Below are 18,996 nucleotides of genomic sequence, written 5' to 3'. Positions count from 1 at the left end.
TTTTAAATTTTAACGCGATCGCTATTTCCCACATCTGCTTTTGATATTTCAAGGCGATCGCTCTCTTCTTTAACCCAGCTAGCTTACACTCCAATCTTCAAACACCAAACCAGGAACTCGTTCAAAATCCCGCCGATTTCGAGTTACCAGAATCCCATTTCTTGAAATTGCGATCGCAGCAATTCTTAAATCTTGCGTACCAATACGAATTCTTTGTCTGAGCAATTCCGTGTAACAACTGTAAGCATCGTGGTTAAATTCAAGCACATTGACTTGTTTGAAAAACACTACCCCATCTTGTAACCATTAGGTCGGATTTTTATCTAAAAAAGATCGCACAGTCGCAATCAATTCATCTAAATTCAAAGGTTTGCTCAGGTAACCATTAGCACCAGCAGCTAAACACCGATCGCGATCGCCCGCCATTGCGATCGCAGTTACGGCGATCGTCGGCACATTTTTCCACAAAGGGTGATCCTTGAGGTGACGGATGAGCTGAAAGCCATCTACCTCTGGCAATTGGATATCCATTAAAATCATATCAGGTAAAGATTGAGGTGTGACCAGAGGAGAGTTAATCATTTCCATCATCGTGCAACCGTCATAGATTAATTCAACCGCATAGCCTTCCAGTTCCAGCACTTCAGAAATTAACGCTTGATTGTAAGGTTGATCCTCAACTACTAACACCCGTTTGGCATAAAAGTGCTGAGTGCTGAGTGCTGAGTGCTGAGTATAATTTGACTTAGGAATCTGAGGGATAGTGACAGCTGACTCCTGTCGCATTTCGGTCAAAGGTAGCCAGATGCGAAATGTAGAGCCTTCATTTTCCACCGATTCCAGGGAGACAGTACCGCCGTGTAGTTCTGCCAACCGCTTTGTTAAAGCCAAACCTAAACCTGTACCTTCGTGACGCCGAGCTAAGGAAGCATCTACTTGCTGAAAGGGTCGAAAGAGCAAATGCCATTTATCCTTGGCAATGCCGATTCCAGAATCTTTTACTTCCAGACATAGATAAGGTGTACTGGGATTGATAGGACTACGATCGGGCCGAAATTCTTTGGCCAGCTGATTTCCATAAATCAATCTACTGGTCAGCTTAATTTGCCCACCTTCTGGTGTGAATTTAACGGCATTGGAAAGCAAATTAATCAAAATTTGGCTGACGCGACGCTCATCCAAGTTCGCATTCTTGAGTCGATAGTCAATTTCTAAGGAAAGAGCCAATCGCTTTTTATCTGCACGCGGCTGAATCATTTTCAGGCATTCTGTACAGAGATACTGGATGGAGATAGGTTGTAGGTCGAGTTCTGTTTTGCCAGCTTCAATTTTGGATAAATCCAAAATGTCGTTAATCAACTGCAATAGGTGTTGACCGCTTTTTTCGATTGTTTGGACATAGCCGATCTGGCGATCGGTCAAAGAACCAGCCCTTTGCCGCAACAACAAGTCAGAAAATCCCAGAATGCTATTGAGGGGTGTCCGCAGTTCGTGGGACATAGAGGTGAGAAATTCAGATTTCATCTGAGATGCTCGCTCTAAGTCCTCATTAATCTGACGCAGACTCTCTTGAGCTTGAGCGCGTTCGATCGCCACACCCAAAGTCCGACAAGCTGCCAGTAGCATATCCTGTTGGGGAGCTTCTTGCAACTTCTGCAAACTGCGAGATTCCAGGGTTAAAACCCCTATAATGGTGCCATCCGCAGCTGGAATGGGAAAAATGCCCAACTGACCGATCGATGGGTGGCGAAACCCCGGTAGCGCGTTTGGGTGGTTGTAATAATCTTCCACAAAAATTGGCTTGCCCGTTTCAACCACTTTCCAAAGTAGCCCTTGACCGTAAGGAATGCCTCTAGAGAGCAGCACTTCCATTTCAGCAACAGCGACCTCGCCGTAAGTGGCAATAAATTGTCCCAAAACTTTATTGGTGAGGATGCCTGCTTGGCGATCGACTCCTTCTCCAGTAATTACCTTAACATCGCCAAAAGCTGCACCCATCACTTCTACCAGATAGCTAAGGGCAAACTGCCCAATTTCCCGCAGATCGGTCGCAGGCTGTAGCCGTTCTGTTAAGCTTAATAAAAAAGCTTGACGCCTCACTTGGGCATTTAAGTTTGCCTGTGTCAGCTGAGCTTCCTTTAGGGCTTGCTGGTAGCTGGTGACATCTCGGAAGGTAAACAGGCGTCCCCCGTCTGATGTTACGGTGGCGTAAACATCAAGGCAAATGCCATTGCTCTGCTCAATATAGTAGGAAACATTTTCAGCCTCTGCTTGCTCAATAGCAGAAACCAGCTGTTTGTGCTGCGCCTCTAACCAGTAGCCCTGCGCTAAGATTTCAGCAAAAACAACTTCATACGTCGGCTTGCTTTGCAACCACTCTGAGGAAAAGCCCCAAATCACAGAAAGCTTATTGTTGAACAAGACAAGTCGATGCTCGCAGTCAAATAGAGCGATCGCATTATCCACTCGACTTAAAATTAGTTCCTGCTCTTGCTTGAGTTTTTGCAGGCGCATCTCAATTGGCTCTGGGTGCATAGTTTCGACAGAGGCTGGGTGCAGACAATATTAAAGCCACTTTACTTTAATTAACAAGATGTAATATTTACGGCTGGTGAGACTGCTCTCCTGATGATTGTGATCTGAAACACCTCGTGTAGGAGGGCATTGATAAGCTGCTACGCATTTAATTTGTATGTTTAGCGGGAGTGGGAGAGTGGGGGAGTGGGGGAGTGGGAGAGGAATTGAAGGTTTGATTGCCGGATTAGAAATATCCGAATTAGATGCGTGTTAGCTTATAAACAAGAAATGGGCTCGACTAGAACACCGATTCGGTAATTTCAGAAACTGGGAATATTCGCTATCATCGGAGCTTGCAAAAATATGTATTTTGTGATATATAGGCCATTTGTTAAAAAATGACCTAAAACAAAAAAGGTTTTAAGCCCCCTCTCGATCATCTGGGAGAAGAAAAAAAGCTTTTCAGTATTGCTTGCCCCCTCTCGACCGTTTGGGGTCAATCCAAAATCCAAAATCGTTTCATCGATCGACAGATAAAGATAAACATTACCCGTGTGGGTGAATACATCGGCAAGGTTGTGAGGTTCATCAACAGTTGTCACTTTACTAACATTTACTCACAATCCTTCACTTTTACTCCCTTGCCTTACCACACTCGCCCAAACCCATAGTAAAATTTGGCTATGCTACTGGGATTTAAAACTCAAATCAAAATCAATTCTTCGCGGCGGCAAACTCTCTAATTAAGGACTTGAGGAGCTAGACTCCATGCAAATAGCTGAAAAATTGGCCCAGAATTGGCTCGCTCGGCTCCAGGTAGACTGTCCGAACTACGATCGGGCAACATACGAGAGTATTATAAGCTGGCTATTGGGAAAAGATTTAGCGCGGTTTGAGGAGCTAACCGCCAGCCAGTTAGCAATTGCCGAGCAAGCAATGGACTATCGCTACCGCATTTTACTGCATCGGTATCTGGGAGTCGGGCCAGAGCGAGCTTATCGTAATTTGATTACTCGGCTGGGTTCTCTGGTAATGCTGCGAAATAAAATAAAGACTTGGGTCTCCCTCAGCCGCGATCGCCACCGGGCTGTGGTCGATGTCTTACAAGAAGTGATTCAAGAATTGTTACATAGCGATCGCTATTTGCAGCAGCAAATCGCCTGGATTACCAAGTGCAGCTCGGATTCCCGACTGCGAAACGCCCTGCTGCTTGCTTCCGCCGAAGAATACTGTATGCGGCCCATCCGCAACCAACCGCTACTGCTTTACCGTTTTGTCAACTACCTGCGCCGATCGGGACGGGGAGGTATCACCCACGTACCAACAGGCGACCTAGTGCGGCTAGTTTCGGAAGAAGTGATGCCGGAAGATGCAGACAACCCAGTCAGTCTGCTAGACGCCCAAGCAATGGCTCAGTATCAAGAAACCCAAGCTTGGGAAGAAAGAATGGCAGCGCGGACATCTGTAAAACAGGAATTTGAGTCTTACCTGGTTCAAACCGTCGGCCCAGTCGCTCAAGATTGGCTTCAGCTTTATCTCCAGGGTCGCTCCCAGGAAGAGATCGCCCGTACCTTGGACAAGCCGATCAAGGAAATTTATCGGCTGCGGGAAAAAATTAGCTACCACGCCGTGAGAGTCTTCGCCCTCAAAATCCAACCAGAGTTAGTAGCCAATTGGCTAGAAACTTCCTTACAGGAACACCACCTGGGTTTGACACCGAGCCAATGGCAAGAATACTGTTCAAGCCTCACTGCTGAGCAACGCCTACTCCTGGACAAACTGGCAACTGGCAAAACCCTAGAAGCGATCGCCCAAGATTTGAACCTGAAAACCAATCAGGTCATGGGCGAATGGAGCAAGCTTTACCTAGCAGCTCAAGAAAAGCGCAGCCCTTCTTAAAGAGCGTGTAAAAAAACTCACCCCTTTTTATTAAATCTAAAAACTGGGAGTTGCCATCAAGGCTGTACAAAAGAATAAAAAAGAGTTATAATGTTGTCTTTAACTATACGGGTGCTATGGCTGGCCGATCCCAATTGCATTTAGAGCTATAACCCTAAAGTCAGAAAATCTTTCTTTAGAGGTAAAAAGTCTTGACTAAAGAATGACAATTTGGTAACAAAAAAAGCATTAAATGAGAGAAGGGTAGGGTGTTCTAACCACAAATCCTTGGTTGGGTCAAACCTTCAGGGTACAAAAGTGAAACTGACACATTTGTAGACTGGCTGCGAAAGTTAGGGTAGCAGGATGGAGCGCCAGTATGGTGCCGCAGCCTCCAAGTCCACTCCTGAGGAGAGTGTTAAGTTATGGGTTTTCAATTTTTAATTGAAGAGAATCTTTACGGGCGAGTTTAACAAAGTAGACTCGTCTAAAAATAGATCGAGTCGTTAAACCTAACCTGTAAAAATTCAAACCCAAAACGGAAAACTTTTTATCCGGAAAAGGAGTGTGTGAGATGGTAGTAAGCTTTAATAAACACCTATGGCACCCTTGGCAAGTAATCTACTAAAGCTCAAGCAGAGCAGCGATCGGCAAGCATTTTTCTCACCTCAACCTGACAAAGGGATGGAACAGGCGAATTACGACGTAACGTTCCGGTTAATTGATGGTATCCTTCCCTTTGAAGCTTGCCTGTATCATCAAGTTCTGCCCATTTCCCTAGAGGGAACCCACCTTAATTTGGGCATGGTAAATCCCGATGACTCTGCCGCGTTGGATTACGTGCGCCGCATCTTAGCCTACATGAATTGCTCTCTGGTGCCCCAACCAATTTCAGCAGCAAAGCACCAAGCAGTGCTGTCGGCCTACTTAAACCATATCGGGCAGCTAAAGCAAGCAACTGCCAAACAGCAGAACACTCCATCTGAAAATAAGTTTGACCAAAACACTCAAGCCACGCTGATTGTAGATAGTCCAGAAGATTTAAACCAACAGGAGTTAGAGTCAAGTTCGTCACAGGTGACAGCGCCACCCACCACTTCAAGCCATTCATATACCCCTTCGCCCCAGCCCCCAAAGGCTACACCTGAAAAGCAAAAGCCAAACACAAAATCGCCCAAGCCGCCAACGCCAGCCTCCGGCGTGGGCTTGCCTGTTTTAGAAGTACAGGCACATCACATATCAAGCCCAGTGGAAGTTCTAGCGACCCTAACACCGAAAAACTTGCTACAGGAGTTGTTGGCAAGAATCCTCGCAGGAGGAATCGGGCGGCTTTTTTTCGAGCGACATCCAAATAGCGGTCGCATTCTCTGGAGTCAGAATGGTGTCTTGCAGTCCGTGTTGGAAGGACTGGATACCGCTGTGTTTCAGGGAGTGATCAACGAGCTGAAGCTCTTGACCCACCTGTCTTTGATTTCGGTAGAACACCCGAAACAAGTAGAGATCGAGAGAATTTATCAACAACACCGTTTGCTATTGCGCTTGCGGGTGATGCCCGGTACTCACGGAGAAGAAGCAACGCTGCAAGTATTGCGGGGAGCAGCTTTGAAGTTTTATCAACAGCAGCAGCTGGAAAATTTGAGTCGAGATGCCTTGACTATGGCCCAGCAGCTCCAGACCAAGATAAATGAAATTCAAAAGCGCACTCGCATCGATCCCACTCTAACAGCAGGACAATTAGATGCTTTGCCTGCGCTAGACGAATTGCTCAAGAGCCTGAACCAACAGCTAGAAACCCTGAAATTGCTGCAAGTGGAGATGAACTCTGACGATAACGTTACCAGTTGAGGTTAGAGAACCCATTGCTTTGTGGCTCAGCAGGCTGGTCGGCAGCGAAAATAGGAAGGTTTGGAAGGATGTAAAGGCTGAATACCCTAAAAAGGTACAATACTAGAGCGAATACCAAAAACTTTTTGTTGGATTGGTTCTAAACCAGTTATCGCTAGACTAGGAAAATACCAGCTAACCTTTGCTGCCACTATGGCAGATCCTTGCTTTAGCAAGGAGGAGAATATCAATTCTGCCAAGGTTGGTCTACTCTTTTCAGATCTTTCATGCAAACTGAAGATTTTAGTGAACTTTTCCCTCTTTTCAACACTGTCAACCCAGAAACCTTAGAATGGCTTCTGTCGGTTGCTGACGAACACGAATACCCAGCAGGCCGAGCGGTTCTAATGGAAGATGCTTGGGGTAACGCGGTTTACTTCCTGGTATCTGGCTGGGTAAAAGTCCGACGCATCGTTGGCGATGACGGTGTGACGCTGGCAATTCTGGGACAGGGTGATTTTTTTGGAGAAATGGCGATTCTAGATGAATCTCCCCGTTCAACGGATGTGGTTGCCCTCTGCTCAGTGCGCTTGCTTAGCGTCCACGCTCAACGATTTATTCAAACTCTGTTCAAAGACCCCCAGCTGCACCACCGGATGCTGCAAGTGATGGTACGGCGACTGCGCCAAATGAACCACCGCTTTCAATTGCGCCATCAGCCACCTGCTGTCAAGTTAGCTAACACTTTGGTTGCTATGGGAGAAAATTACGGTCAGGCAACCGAGAAGGGAACGGAAATCTATAACATCCCTTTGAAAGATTTGGCTGATGTGACGGATATCGGTGTGGAGGAAACGACTAAAATTATGGAAAAACTAGATAGTAAGGGTTGGATCAAGATTGATGCTGGGCGTCAAGTTATCCATCTGATCAACCTTAAGCAGTTGACGCACCTGGCAGGAAGGGTATAACAATTTTAGATTTTAGATTTTGGATTTTAGATTGATGACGGAAGCCACTCAAGTCCGATTCAGCCGCTTTACCCCCACTACACCGGCAATTCACTACCAGGTTGCTATGCCGCTGCCTAGTTCTCACTTGTTTGAGGTGACTTTGCAGGTTGTAGGTTGGTCAGTTTCAGTCCTTGATTTAAAGCTGCCAGTTTGGACACCAGGTTCTTACTTGGTGCGGGAGTATGCTAAGCATTTGCAGGATTTTTCTGCCTATAGCGGGGGCAATATTTTGCCTTGGTGTAAGTTAGGGAAAAATCACTGGCAAATTGAAACTGATGGGGTGTCTGAAATAACAGTGAAGTACCGCGTGTTTGCCAACGAGCTGACGGTGCGTACAAATCATTTAGATGATTCTCACGGTTATTTCAATCCGGCGGCGCTGTGTTTTTATTTACCGGGATTTGCAGATCGACCGATCGCGATCGAAATTATCCCGCCTTTAGGAGAATGGCGGGTGACAACGCCTTTGCCGCTGGTAGCAGGGCAAGTTAATGTTTTCGAGGCCGTGGATTTTGATACGCTGGTGGATAGTCCGTTTGAAGTTGGCTGTCACAAGTTATATGAGTTTGAGGTGCTGGGCAAGTCTCATGAGTTAGCAATTTGGGGACAGGGAAATGCGGAAGTGGATCGGATTATTCCCGATCTCCAAAAAATTATCCAGGTAGAAGCTGAAATGTTTGGGGGGCTACCTTATGAAAGGTATGTGTTTCTGCTGCATTTGGCTTCTACGGGTGCTGGTGGTTTGGAACACAAAAATGCCTGCACTTTAAATTATTCGCGTTTTGGTTTTCGGGCTAAGGATAAGTACGATCGCTTTATGCAATTGGTGGCGCATGAATTTTTCCATTTGTGGAATGTTAAGCGCCTTCGTCCTAAAGGGCTAGAAAAGTTTGATTATGATGGGGAAAATTACACTCCTTCACTGTGGTTTAGTGAGGGGACGACAAGTTATTACGATCTTTTGATTCCGCTGCGATCGGGGATATACGATGCTAAGTCATTTTTGCATAATTTGGGTAAGGAAATTAGCCGATTCCTGACAATACCGGGGCGAAAGGTGCAGCCGGTGAGTGAGTCGAGTTTTGATTCGTGGATTAAGCTTTATCGACAAGATGCAAATAGCAATAATTCCCAGATTTCTTATTATTTGAAGGGGGAATTGGTTTCGTTGTTGCTGGATTTGTTGATTCGAGAAAGACATGAAAATAAGCGATCGCTTGATGATGTGATGCGGCAAATGTGGGAAAAGTTCGGTAAAGAGGAAATCGGCTTTACGCCTTCCCAGTTGCAGCAAGCGATCGAATCTATAGCTGGTATGGATTTGAGCGACTTTTTTGCCCGCTATATTGATGGAACGGATGAGTTGCCTTTTGATGAGTACCTGGAACCTTTTGGGTTGCAAGTGCGATCGGACTCGGAAGATGAACAACCACCACAAATGGGCTTGACAGCTAAATCACAAAATGGTAAAGAAGTAATTAGTTTTGTGGAAATCGGTTCTCCAGCTCAAGTAGGGGGTGTGGATGCTGGTGATGAGTTGCTGGCGATCGATGGGTTGCGGGTGACGGCAGAACATTTGAGCGATCGCCTCAAAGATTATAAACCGGGCGACACCATCCAGGTGACAGTTTTCCATCAAGACGAGTTGCGGACTTTGCCAGTTACCCTAGCAGCACCGCGCCCCAACGCTTACAAAATTGTCGCTGTGGAGAACCCATCCCCAACGCAGAAACAAAACTTTGCCGGGTGGTTGGGAGTGCCGCTATCAGCTATCTTGTAGATATCTAAAGATAACTTTGATTATTTTAATTGGTGTGGTAGCCTATTTGCAGGTTTTCAACCACACCTCGTTTCTTTGTAAATATAAGCTGGCAAAAAGTCCATTGATTCAATCAGTTTTAAAACCAAGAAAAAAATTACCAGGAGACACTGATGACTATGCAACCACCGCCCCCCCCGCCGATTAATCCCCGCCAGATGAACTTGTTACGGATTGTTGCTTCAATGGCTTGGGCTGATGGACATCTGGCCACCGAAGAAGTGGATTTAATGTTAGACCGTTTCAGTCGCCTGTTTTCCACAGATGCAGCGCAGCAGCAAAAATTGCAAGAAGAACTACGGGCTTATTTAATCCAAAATATTCCGTTGGATCGATTGATTCCGAAGCTGGAAACTCAAGAAGAACGCGAATTGGTGTTGCTATTGGGTTATGAGGTGATTGCTTCTAGTTCAAGAACGCCTGATGAACCGAAAATTAACCCGGAAGAAGCAGCAGCTTATCAAAAACTGGTGGAACTGCTGAATCTACCGCCAGAAGTGGTGAAAAATATCGAAGCAGAAGTTGCAGCTACGCCAGATAATCAGGCGAAAATTGTAGATGTTTTAGCTCAAAAGTTAGAGAAGTTTATCAAAGGCTAAGATCGATTTAAGATTTGAGATTTTAGATTGAAAATAAAATCTCAAATCTCAAATTACTGACGGCGATACCAACGGGCGAGTTTTTCTGGGGAAACTTTCAGGAAATAACCAATAATCATTAGTTGGTTAATCAGGGTGGTTTTCAGGACGCCTAGTTTCTGCCAACGCCGTCCTGATGTTAGCACTGGTACTGGGACAATTTGAATTTTTCCTAATTCTCTTAAACGACGGATAAGGACAAAATCTTCCATAATTGGAAGTTCGGGAAAACCACCAATATCGCGAAATACCTCTGCCTTTAGAAAGATGGCTTGGTCACCGTAGGGTAGGGAAAAAAAGTGCGATCGCAAATTCACCATCTTTTCTACTAACCGTATTCCTTTGATTTTGGAATTAATTCCCAATTCAAAGGCACCAGCAATGGGGGGTTGAGATCCCCCCCAACCCCCCCTTTTTAAGGGGGGGCTAAAGATTGGATTTTGAATTGGAGAATTTTTCTTGCATTTCTCTCCTGCTAAAGTCTGACGAACCATAGTGTCGAAATTTGCGGGTAAAAGGGTATCGGCGTGGAGAAAAAGAAGGATATCGCCGCTAGCAAGTGCTGCACCTGCGTTCATTTGCTTAGCGCGTTGTGGAGGAGAAGATAAAAGTTTGATGCCTAACGAGTTAACTATGGCGACTGTTTCATCTTGACTTCCACCATCGACAACAATAACTTCCACATTAACAGCATCCCGAAGTAATAATACAGTTTTAGTAATATTGCTTGCCTCATTTAAAACGGGAATAATGATGGAAATTTTGGGATTTTGCATGGGATAGCCAAAGAAATATTAGTTGAGTTATATTGTAATAATTATATTGTTGATTGAAATTATCCGCTTGTGAGGTGCTGCAATGCCTTCTCCGTTTCCTGGAATGAACCCTTATTTAGAGAATCCCATCCGGTGGTCAGAAGTACATCACCGCCTGATTACAGCAATTGCCATAGCCATAGAATCGAATCTCAGTCTTCAATACAGAGTGGCGATTGAAAAACGTATTTATCTGAGTGAGGAGGAAGAAGAGTCCGTCACCGTAGCAATTCCTGATGTGTCTGTATACTCTCAAAGTTCAACCTCAAGTCAGACTCGATCGACGATGACTTTACCGGCACAAACTGAAGCTGTCACGGTGAGATTACCAGTACCGGAAGAAATGAGGGAAGGTTATTTAGAAATTAGAGAGGAGGAAACAGGATATGTGGTCACAGCGATCGAAGTTATCTCTCCCACCAACAAACGCGCCGGTATGGGACGAGATGCTTATGAAAGAAAGCGTCGAGAAGTATTAAGCAGTCCTACAAATTTGGTAGAAATTGACTTACTCAGAGGCGGTAAACCCATGCGAATTATCGGCCAAATCCCGCCATCGGACTATCGCATTTTGGTTGCTAGAGGCGATCGCCGTCCGCAAGCGCAGTTGTATGCTTTTAGCGTTCGGCAAGAAATTCCTCAGTTTCTGCTACCTTTGCGATCGGGAGATCCTGAACCATTGGTAGATTTACAGAGTTTGTTAATTCAGGTATACAATCAGGCAAGATTTGATATGGCAATAAACTACCGTCTCGAATCCGTACCGCCTCTCAAATCGGAGGATAGAATTTGGGCAGATGCACTTCTGCGAGAAACGGGACTGCGTTAAATTCACATCTTTGTAGAAGATGAATTTTTCAGATCGTGCATACTTACTAAGGAAAAATCTATGTCGATTCAGCCTAAAGAGAATGATGCCGTCCTTGGCGGTGGTAAAAGAGCTTCAACAGGAGATGTTGTTTTAGGTGGAATAGAAGGAGTCAAAAGCCGCATGGCAAGTGCAGCAGTCGCTCTGAAACTTACTGCGCTTTCTCAAGCTCTCAATTATGGTGAAGCGGGTTTGGATTTAGTAATTCAAGCTTTGAATGATGAATCAAAACAAGTGCAGTGGACTGCTTACGAATTATTAGCACGTAGAAAAGAACCAAAAGTCCAACAGGCGCTGCAATCATTTCCTCCAATTTCTGCAACGGGTTTGAACTACAAACCATTAGAAAGTTTACTGGTAACAAGACAATGGAAAGAGGCCGATCTCTTAACTCGCGATCTCGTTCTGAAGTCAGTTAATCGAGAAAGAGAATGGCTGAGAAAAGAAGATATCCAAAAGTTAAGTTCAGAAGACCTTTATGTTATTGACAGACTTTGGACAATATACAGTAATGGTCGTTTTGGCTTTAGCGTGCAGAAGAAGATATGCGAAAGTTCGGCGTTTGCAAAATATGAAATAACCGCAGAAAAGTTTAGCGATCTCTTAGGATGGAAGATAGAGAAAAGTAATATTCCTTACTCCTACAGGCGAGAAGCTTATACAATTAAGCGCCGCGAAAATATCCCTTTCGATCTCAACGCTCCCGAAGGACATCTCCCCAGTATTTGTGACTTTGGTGGAGGTAAGGTAGTTTCAAATCCATACACTAATGACGATGAATCTGTTATGGGTTTTTATTCTATTGATTATTATCTGGATGAATGGAGTTGGGATTCATTTTTCGGTGCAGAAATGATTCGCTGCTTTCTACAACGCATCCCAAATTGTGACGAAATTCCCTGCTAAAATTTTAAATTACAAAAATAAATATCTTCGGGTCGATCGACATCAGCAAGCTCACTCAAATAAGCAACATCTAAATTGAGCTTAGCAGCAATTTCTACTGTTTGTTGAAAAACCTCAGATGTACTCCAAGTGATTCCCGTAAATAGTTCGGGAATAAGACGGTTTAATGCAATTAAATAATAACCGCCATCGGTGGCGGGGCCAAGGACTAAATCGTGCTGATAAAGTGCCTGAAATGCTGATGCGATAATTTGGGAATTCAGGGTCGGACAATCAGAACCAATGATGATAACATTATCCATATTATTGGAAAATGCTATTTCAAATGCAGATGCCATTCGCATTCCAATATCGCCTTCACTCTGTTGTCGATAAATGATATCATCTCCCAACCATTGTTGCATCAATTGTCGATCGCCACCAGCAAAATGCACTTCTATGGATAGTGTAGTAGAGACGCGATTAATCGTGTCTCTACAAAGTGCGATCGCACTTTCTGTCATTTGGCGATGCAGAGTAGCTGCACCTTCAGCACCCAGGACGGGAATTAGCCGCGTTTTGGCTTTTCCTGCTTCTGGATAGCGAGTGAAAACGATTAGGCAATTAGTCATTACTAATTTCAGATTTTTGATTTCAAATTTAATCTAAAAATATTTTAAATTTGAAATCGGCAATTGGCAATCTGAAATTATTGATTAACTCATTTCTAACATCCGTTGCATTGGTCGCAATGCCGCCAATCGCGTTTCTTCTGGTAAAGTTATTTCTGGAGTACGATTTTTCATCGCCCAATAAAGCTTTTCCAGAGTATTTAATCGCATGAAAGGACACTCATTGCAGGCGCAATTGTTGATTGGTGGTGCGGGAATGAAGCGTTTTTGAGGTTGCTGCTTCTGCATTTGGTGAATAATACCAGGTTCGGTAGCAACAATAAAAGCTTCACTGGAACTAGCTTGAGAATACTTCAGCAAAGCACTGGTAGAACCGATGTAGTTGGCGTGACGCAATACTGGCGGTTCGCATTCGGGATGAGCGATGATTTCGGCTTCTGGGTGGGCAATTTTTAACTGGACTATCTTCTTTTCCGAGAAGTTTTCATGTACAATACAGGCTCCTTGCCAGAGTACCATGTCTCGCCCAGTTTGCTCCATGACGTAGCGACCGAGATTGCGATCGGGAGCAAATATAATTGGTTGGTCTTCTGGAATTTGGCGAACTATCTTGACAGCGTTGGAACTGGTGCAGATAATATCGCTCATTGCCTTAATGGCGGCAGAGCAGTTGATGTAAGAAATTACCAGATGTCCTGGGTGTGCAGCTTTAAAGGCGGCAAAGGCGTCGGGGGGACAAGTATCTGCCAAAGAGCAACCTGCGTTTAAATCTGGTAAAAGTACCAATTTATCTGGGTTGAGAATTTTGGCAGTTTCCGCCATAAAGTGAACGCCAGCGAAGACGATCGCATCTGCATTGGTGCTGGCGGCTCGCCGGGATAGCTCTAGGGAATCACCAATATAATCTGCTACATCCTGAATATCAGGGTCTTGGTAATAGTGAGCGAGAATAACGGCGTTTAGCTTTATTTTCAGAGCTTGAATCGCCTCAAACAAATCAGGGGGAGTTGCTGGGGCTTGAGTGTAATCTTTGAGAGGAAGTGTAGTAATCAACACAGTAAGCATCTACCAGGTGTAGGAAGGCATAGCCTTGATTATTGATTAATTATAGTTTGTTTTACTAAAAATGTTGGCAAGTAGTATCGTAAAAAATACGTAAATATCAGTTGCTGCTTGAGTTGGCTGCAAAAACAGGCTTTGCTTGCCTATCCTGGAAAAGGATGATAGGGGAAGTAGGTATGGCTGGTCAGGGGAATCAAAATCAAGGGATTAAAATAGCAGTTGTCGGGGATGTCCACGACCAGTGGGAAGCTGAGGATGGGGAAGCTTTACACCACTTGGGTGTGGATTTGGTGCTGTTTGTGGGGGATTTTGGGAATGAGTCGGTGGGGGTGGTAAGAGCGATCGCATCTCTCGATCTCCCCAAAGCGGTCATTTTGGGCAACCACGATGCCTGGTACAGCGCCTCGGAGTGGGGACGCAAGCGGTGTCCCTACAACCGCAAGAAGGAAGACTGGGTGCAGGATCAGCTGGATGCTTTGGGCGAAACTCATGTGGGTTACGGAAAGCTGGACTTCCCAGAATTGAACTTAACTGTTGTGGGGAGTCGTCCCTTCAGTTGGGGTGGAGAGGTTTGGAAAAATATCGATTTCTATGAAAAGCGGTATGGTGTGACGAGTTTTGAGGAATCTAGCAGCCGGATTGTGGAGGCGGCAAATAGTGCAGCCTATAATATAGTCATCTTTCTGGGTCACAATGGGCCTTTCGGGTTAGGCGATCGCCCGGACGATCCCTGCGGTAAAGATTGGGAACCGGTGGGAGAAGATTTCGGCGATCGGGATTTTGCAGATGCGATCGCGCAAACCAAACATCTGGGTAAATCCATTCCCCTGGTAACATTTGGGCATATGCACCACCAGTTGCGCTACACCGATGATGAGTTACGCACTTCAGTTGCTACCAGTCCTGATGGGACAGTTTATTTAAATGCGGCAAGTGTGCCTCGGATTGTGCAGAATGGAAGCGATCGGCTGCGGAATTTCTTCCTGGTATCCTTACAAGCTGGTGTCGTCTCTGAGATATCGCTGGTTTGGGTTGGCAAAGAGTATACTGTTGAGTCTGAGGAGATTTTTTATCAGCGTTCTGATACTCTGTTGGGAGAAACCGGGTTTCTGACTGCTGCGAATCAAGTTTTTGGCTAACCTACCTCAAGAAACCCGGTTTCTTGTAGCCAGTTGCGATAACTGCTGGTAAAATACAAAGGATGCACCTGGAGAGGTGGCAGAGTGGTCGAATGCGTCTGACTTGAAATCAGATGAACCCGCAAGGGTTCCGTGGGTTCAAATCCCACCTTCTCCGTTGAAAGTTTCAAATTAAGCTACGATTGGCAGAATCCCTAGTACCACTATACAAAAGGTGCTATCTATTCTAATTATTTATGGATAGACTTGGATATCCCAATTTTTTTAGAACATTTGTACTATCATAGCAGAAAGGAGTTCTCAGAGTAGGAGGATTTTCAGATGCCCAAAGAGAGCCGCTTCCTCCGTTCAAAAAAACTACGCGCTGCTCTTTGGTATGCGGCAGATGGCAAATGCCAGTGGTGCGGATGTGACTTGCCTTCAGACTGGCACGCAGATCACACTGAGCGTTGGGCAGAAACTAAACGAACAAACGTTCACGAAATGGAGGCATTATGCCCCAAATGTCATTATAAAAAAACGGGTGAGGAGAACAGAAATATGACCAGTGCAATTCAATTAGAATTATTTGAACAGCCGCCCAAAGAGCCTCTTAATCTTAGAAAACACCAAGCTGAATTTTTGCAAATTTGTAAACTCATCAAGGCGGGAACCGCTGTAAAAAAAATTATTCTGCTTGTTACCCCTGGAGGCGGTAAAAGCTTAATTCCTGTGATTGCTGCTGCACAGCTACTTCCTAATCGAGCAGCTGGAGGAGGCTTTCATGAAACTATTGCTGATGCAATCTGTTGGGTAGTTCCACGACTAAATCTGCAAAAGCAAGCAGAAGACAATTTTGAAAATAGCTATTTCAAGGATCAGTTAGGCCATCAGCATAGGATTATGGCTAATAACAACGAGCCTAATCCATGTAAAGGAATGTCCGGTTATGTAGCTACATACCAAGCTATCGGAGCAAATCCCGACCTTCACGCTCAGGAACTTCGGCGTAAGCGCTATATTCTGGTACTAGATGAGTTTCATCATGTTGAGGAAGATGGAGCGTGGCATCGAGCATTACAACCATTGGTCGATAGTGCTGTTTTGGTTATTCTGGTGACAGGAACCCATCAGCGAGGGGATGGCAAGCCTATTGCTTTTATGCCCTATAAAGAAATTACTGGCGGTGTTACTCCTAATTTGTCTAGTAATCAAGAGACTAAAGTTATTGAATACACAAGAAGTCAGGCTCTTAGAGAAGGTGCGATTGTTCCTCTTCATTTTGAATGGGGAGATGGAGAAGCTAAGTGGATAGATCAAAAAGGACAGGAATGTTCTGTGGAGAGTTTGGCAGAAGCAGGAGACTATACAGGTATAGCTCTTCGTACAGCACTTAGCACAGGATACGCTCATCAGTTACTAACAAGATGTGTTGAAAATTGGAAGTCACACAAAATAATTAATCAGCGTTCAAAGCTACTGGTGATTGCACCAAAAATCAAGCAAGCAAATCAATATATGGAGTGGCTTAAAGAGTTAGGAATAAAAGCTATAAAAGCAACAAGCGATCAATCAAAAGATGCCCAAGCAGCGATTAAAAAATTTAAGAAACATTATCCTATTGGAGATCAAAAAGCAGTTGATGTTCTGGTAACAGTGGCGATGGCATACGAAGGACTTGATGTTCCTGCCATAACGCATATTGCCTGTTTAACTCAATTTAGAACTGTACCTTGGCTTGAACAAGCATGGGCAAGAGCAGCCAGAGTGGATGATCAACCTGGAGCGTTAAAAAATAAAGGACACATTTATATTCCTGATGATGAATTAGCTCGTAAATGTGTAGGAAAAATAATTGCCGAACAAGAACCAATTATTAAGGAAAAAGAAGAGAAGATACGCGAGGAGCGCAGTGGTAGCAAAGGCGATAATGAACTTCTCGGCGATCAGCTTCGAGATAATTCAATTATTCCGTTATATTCAAACCTAACGCGCTCAAGAGCTTCGGATTTAAGTAATGGTGAAACCATTGACTATGCTGAGACAGCTAGAATCCAATCAGCTAGGCAAAATGCAGGACTTTGTGGGAGCAGCACAATTCAACTAAAACGTTTTATCGAGGGATACCTCAATGGACAAACACAAGATCAATCAGTAGCGGTAAAAGAACCTTTTACTCCTAGCGAAGAGCGGGATGTTATGCGGGACAATATTGAAAAATATGTTCGCCGTTACGCAGCTAAGAATGGAATTGACTTCAAAACCCTAAATGGGGAGATTGTCAAATTTTTTGACAAGTCCCGCACGGCAATGACACTAGAGGAATTGAGGCAGGTGTGGGCATGGCTACAAAGCAACTATCCAATGAACGATTAAATGGTCACATAGAAACTTTAGCTAATGCAGGCAACCTTAATGCACCGCCTGGATCTCGTCCTTGGGCGATTGCTGTCAGGTTAGAACTGCAATCAGTTCTACATGATGCTGCCTTTAATGCTCAACAATTGAAAGCTTGGCGTGACTTGATGAAGCAATACGCGGGTTATCGTCAGCTTATTGATGAACATGGAAAGGCTTTCAAGAGTTACGAAGAACTCTGCAAAGCTAAACCGCCTTTTGGGTTAGGTTCTGACCCATCAGATATTGATCGCATTGTCAAAGAATTGGAATCAGCCCAAGTAAAAACATTGGAGGAGGAAAATTTTTTATTCAAGGAACAAGGAAATCGATCAAAATATTTGGAGAAATTTTCTAAGCTGGTTCAAGCTTGTCCAGATCAGCAGCCTATTAATGCACACAAAATTGTGAAGGTATTGCGAACTGTCCTTAGTAACGCGCACATTTGGCGGCAAAGGTGGCTTGACTTAGGATGGATTGAGCCTTTATTGGGGAAAGGACGTGGCTATTACCAAATCACAGAAGAAGGGCGAAAAGTGGTGAGAGAGTGGTTAGCAAAAGTTCAATCGGCTACTTTAAATGGCGGATTATGGGTAAGTATACCTCGCCATAACTCCAAGAAGGCAGCAGAACAAATAATTAAAACTTTGGATGTTGAACAAATTAGAGAGATTTACGAATTAATTGGAGAATCACTCAATCAGGAGTCTATTTCAGGGTGATAATCTTTTACTAGCTTGCGGTTGTACGATCACATTTCCTCCTGCTCCGTCTCCACGATAATTAATCTGGCACTCTAAAGAAAATGCAATCGCAAAACTTCAATTCTTGTAAATATTTTTCCGGTGTCCCACTTTTATAATCAAAATCTCTAAAATATCGTTTTCGATCCGATAAATTACTCGGTAGTCTCCTACCCGCAAGCGCAAACGTCCCCGCCATTTTTCAACGCTTTTACATCTGGGGGATAAGGATTAGTTTTGAGTTGTTCAATTCTAGCTGCAATTCGTTGCTTTATTTCTACAGGAAGTTTAGCTAATTGCTTTAAGGCTGTACGGAGAAATTCAATCCGGTACTCTTCCATTGCTTACTGACAACCCAAGTTCTTTTTTAACTTGTTCCCAAGGAATTCGCTGTTGGTTTTCTGGATTTGCTTCTGCTGCTATTGCATCTTGCAAATCTAGATAATCTTCTAAATCTTCAGGATCAACAATTATCAGTTCTCCGTTACCAATTCGTTCTAAAAGTTCCGACACCGACAGATTCAACTTTTCTGAGAGCCTTTCGATTCCCTTCCATCCATCTTGGGTGAGGGTGACTTGATAGTTCTCCTTAATCTGGGTCATAGTTTCTCCAATCTTTCATTTTACACTTTTATCTGTCGTTTCTCCTCAAACTATAGCATGACTGTTGACAGCCGACGGAAAATCTTCTCCCTCGGCAAGTTTTAGCCAAGAAACCGAGTTTCTCCCAGATCTAAAATGGCTATAACCACCAATTTACGTTATAGAAACCTGGTTTGGAGCATAA

17 protein-coding genes, 1 tRNA gene and 1 pseudogene are annotated in these 18,996 nt (G+C 44.3%); 11 read left to right on the top strand and 8 right to left on the bottom strand.

Features of this window, described 5'->3' with window-relative positions:
• Window positions 1–78: 78 nt before the first annotated feature.
• The 3 genes from LAY57_RS09800 to LAY57_RS09790 form a co-directional block, all read right to left on the bottom strand.
• Window positions 79–288 carry a type II toxin-antitoxin system VapC family toxin gene (locus LAY57_RS09800; protein ID WP_249066230.1) on the bottom strand — a complete coding sequence of 70 codons (210 nt, stop codon included), beginning with the start codon at window positions 286–288 and terminating at the stop codon, window positions 79–81.
• A gap of 18 nt (window positions 289–306) precedes the next feature.
• Window positions 307–2,514 carry a hybrid sensor histidine kinase/response regulator gene (locus LAY57_RS09795; protein ID WP_338022386.1) on the bottom strand — a complete coding sequence of 736 codons (2,208 nt, stop codon included), beginning with the start codon at window positions 2,512–2,514 and terminating at the stop codon, window positions 307–309.
• Window positions 2,515–2,837: 323 nt separating this feature from the next.
• Window positions 2,838–3,119, bottom strand: coding sequence for a hypothetical protein (locus LAY57_RS09790; protein ID WP_249066228.1), 282 nt, complete (start codon window positions 3,117–3,119; stop codon window positions 2,838–2,840).
• A 166-nt stretch (window positions 3,120–3,285) separates the two neighbouring features.
• Here LAY57_RS09790 and LAY57_RS09785 point away from each other — a divergent pair, with 166 nt between their 5' ends.
• The 5 genes from LAY57_RS09785 to LAY57_RS09765 all read left to right on the top strand — a co-directional run bounded on the left by LAY57_RS09785 (window position 3,286) and on the right by LAY57_RS09765 (window position 9,650).
• Window positions 3,286–4,416 (top strand): HetZ-related protein 2, encoded by a 1,131-nt coding sequence (locus LAY57_RS09785; RefSeq protein ID WP_249066227.1) that lies wholly within the window; start codon window positions 3,286–3,288, stop codon window positions 4,414–4,416.
• 579 nt (window positions 4,417–4,995) lie between these two features.
• Complete coding sequence (locus LAY57_RS09780) at window positions 4,996–6,240, top strand: ATPase, T2SS/T4P/T4SS family (RefSeq protein ID WP_249066226.1); 1,245 nt, start codon at window positions 4,996–4,998, stop codon at window positions 6,238–6,240.
• 266 nt (window positions 6,241–6,506) lie between these two features.
• Window positions 6,507–7,190 carry a Crp/Fnr family transcriptional regulator gene (locus tag LAY57_RS09775; RefSeq protein WP_249066225.1) on the top strand — a complete coding sequence of 228 codons (684 nt, stop codon included), beginning with the start codon at window positions 6,507–6,509 and terminating at the stop codon, window positions 7,188–7,190.
• 34 nt (window positions 7,191–7,224) lie between these two features.
• Window positions 7,225–9,012 (top strand): M61 family metallopeptidase, encoded by a 1,788-nt coding sequence (locus LAY57_RS09770; protein WP_249066224.1) that lies wholly within the window; start codon window positions 7,225–7,227, stop codon window positions 9,010–9,012.
• Window positions 9,013–9,170: 158 nt separating this feature from the next.
• Window positions 9,171–9,650 (top strand): tellurite resistance TerB family protein, encoded by a 480-nt coding sequence (locus LAY57_RS09765; RefSeq protein WP_249066268.1) that lies wholly within the window; start codon window positions 9,171–9,173, stop codon window positions 9,648–9,650.
• Between the two features lie 53 nt (window positions 9,651–9,703).
• Here LAY57_RS09765 and LAY57_RS09760 read toward each other — a convergent pair whose 3' ends face one another.
• Window positions 9,704–10,465, bottom strand: coding sequence for a TIGR04283 family arsenosugar biosynthesis glycosyltransferase (locus LAY57_RS09760; protein WP_249066223.1), 762 nt, complete (start codon window positions 10,463–10,465; stop codon window positions 9,704–9,706).
• An 82-nt stretch (window positions 10,466–10,547) separates the two neighbouring features.
• Here LAY57_RS09760 and LAY57_RS09755 point away from each other — a divergent pair, with 82 nt between their 5' ends.
• A complete protein-coding gene (locus LAY57_RS09755) occupies window positions 10,548–11,333 on the top strand; it encodes a DUF4058 family protein (protein ID WP_249066222.1) in 786 nt (261 codons plus the stop codon).
• A gap of 60 nt (window positions 11,334–11,393) precedes the next feature.
• Entirely contained in the window at window positions 11,394–12,278 is an 885-nt protein-coding gene (locus LAY57_RS09750) for a GUN4 domain-containing protein (protein ID WP_249066221.1), read from the top strand.
• Here LAY57_RS09750 and LAY57_RS09745 read toward each other — a convergent pair.
• Window positions 12,275–12,889 (bottom strand): TIGR04282 family arsenosugar biosynthesis glycosyltransferase, encoded by a 615-nt coding sequence (locus tag LAY57_RS09745; RefSeq protein WP_249066220.1) that lies wholly within the window; start codon window positions 12,887–12,889, stop codon window positions 12,275–12,277. The two genes, LAY57_RS09750 and LAY57_RS09745, sit on opposite strands and share 4 nt — an antisense overlap.
• Window positions 12,890–12,973: 84 nt before the next feature.
• Window positions 12,974–13,939: a quinolinate synthase NadA gene (gene nadA / locus LAY57_RS09740; protein WP_420839077.1), complete on the bottom strand. Its 966-nt coding sequence runs from the start codon at window positions 13,937–13,939 to the stop codon at window positions 12,974–12,976.
• Window positions 13,940–14,109: 170 nt separating this feature from the next.
• Between nadA and LAY57_RS09735 the strand changes: the two genes are divergently transcribed.
• The 4 genes from LAY57_RS09735 (at window position 14,110) to LAY57_RS09720 (ending at window position 18,188) form a co-directional block, all read left to right on the top strand.
• Window positions 14,110–15,090: a TIGR04168 family protein gene (locus LAY57_RS09735; RefSeq protein WP_249066219.1), complete on the top strand. Its 981-nt coding sequence runs from the start codon at window positions 14,110–14,112 to the stop codon at window positions 15,088–15,090.
• Window positions 15,091–15,160: 70 nt separating this feature from the next.
• Window positions 15,161–15,247: transfer RNA gene (locus LAY57_RS09730), tRNA-Ser, on the top strand.
• A gap of 164 nt (window positions 15,248–15,411) precedes the next feature.
• Entirely contained in the window at window positions 15,412–17,445 is a 2,034-nt protein-coding gene (locus tag LAY57_RS09725) for a DEAD/DEAH box helicase family protein (RefSeq protein WP_249066218.1), read from the top strand.
• A complete protein-coding gene (locus tag LAY57_RS09720; RefSeq protein ID WP_249066217.1) occupies window positions 17,412–18,188 on the top strand; it encodes a hypothetical protein in 777 nt (258 codons plus the stop codon). The genes LAY57_RS09725 and LAY57_RS09720 overlap by 34 nt, the downstream gene beginning before the upstream one ends.
• Window positions 18,189–18,287: 99 nt before the next feature.
• Here the strand turns inward: LAY57_RS09720 and LAY57_RS36460 are convergent.
• Window positions 18,288–18,410: pseudogene (locus LAY57_RS36460) on the bottom strand (type II toxin-antitoxin system RelE family toxin); the annotation flags it as partial.
• A gap of 120 nt (window positions 18,411–18,530) precedes the next feature.
• Entirely contained in the window at window positions 18,531–18,812 is a 282-nt protein-coding gene (locus LAY57_RS09715) for a hypothetical protein (protein ID WP_249066216.1), read from the bottom strand.
• Window positions 18,813–18,996: the final 184 nt, after the last annotated feature.

The organism is Argonema antarcticum A004/B2 (genome assembly GCF_023333585.1).
In the GTDB taxonomy this organism is placed as follows: domain Bacteria; phylum Cyanobacteriota; class Cyanobacteriia; order Cyanobacteriales; family Aerosakkonemataceae; genus Argonema; species Argonema antarcticum.
Note: the sequence above shows the minus strand (reverse complement) of the source record. Positions and strands in the feature narration are given on the sequence as shown.